Origin of the sequence: Thermogutta sp. (assembly GCF_039793925.1) — a bacterium.
GTDB lineage: Bacteria > Planctomycetota > Planctomycetia > Pirellulales > Thermoguttaceae > Thermogutta.
Map to the genome: position 1 here is coordinate 493 of NZ_JBAMME010000079.1, position 971 is coordinate 1,463.

Here is a 971-nt window from a genome sequence, read left to right on the forward strand (position 1 = left end):
GCGCCTGGTGCCGGCAGGCGAGAAAAGCCAATTGCGCATGCAGGCTGCCGAAGCCGAGGCCTTGCGGAGGCCCCAGGAGATGCCTGCAATTCCATTGGCTGCGACTGCAATGCCGCAAGGCGGGAAGGAAGCAAGCAGGACTGCTGAGCTTACTTCTGGACCGATGCAGCCGACAGTAACACCAACACCCATTCTATGGTTTTCTGGGGAAAGGTGGAAAACATATACGAGCTCGGAGTTCGGGTATTCCTTTAAATATCCATCCGTTTTGCAGCTCCAAGAGGTCAAGCAATGGCAAAATAATAACATTCCCAGCGATCTATGGATTGGAGGAAGTGTTCACCTAATAACCCGAATTCCCCCACTTCCTGAAGACGTTCTCTTATCCATTTGGAAAGATGCAACCAGAATTACGCTCTCCCAAGGAATTGAGGCGCTGAGATTGGAACGATTAAGCGAACCAATTGGTGGGGGGACGCCGCGCTTAGCCATTGAGTACCTAATCAGGGCTAAGGGTGCAGATTTTTTCTTGGTATATGATCCGCCTGTGCCTTCGGATGAGGACAAACGAATCTTTGAGACGATAGCATCCACATTTATCATTTTACCGAAGCGAGCATATACACCTCCTATAGAAACCCAATCTGTAGGGACTCTAGCCGCGCAAACAGACGGTTTTGACTTTCCGGTTGACCCCCGTGACGGCAGTTCAGGCCGTCCACCATGGTATGCGAGCTATAATGTACGAAACCCATATGTGTCCGGCTGGTCTAACTGTTACAACAAGCCTCTTAGCCAGCTCCAACACGCTGGGGAAGATTGGTTCCGTTCTGCTGGTTCTAATGTATATGCTATAGCCAATGGACGTGTCATCTGGTCGGACAAGAATGCTAACTACCCCGGTGGAGTCATCATTATAGAACACACTTTGCCCTCTGGTGTTTCTAACCCATGGGGGGGAAACCTGCTCT

At 50.5% G+C, this 971-nt stretch carries 1 protein-coding gene; it reads left to right on the forward strand.

The window, feature by feature from the left end:
* Positions 1-971: M23 family metallopeptidase (locus ABJK56_RS02695; protein ID WP_347243124.1), on the forward strand; the 971-nt coding region annotated here is incomplete at both ends.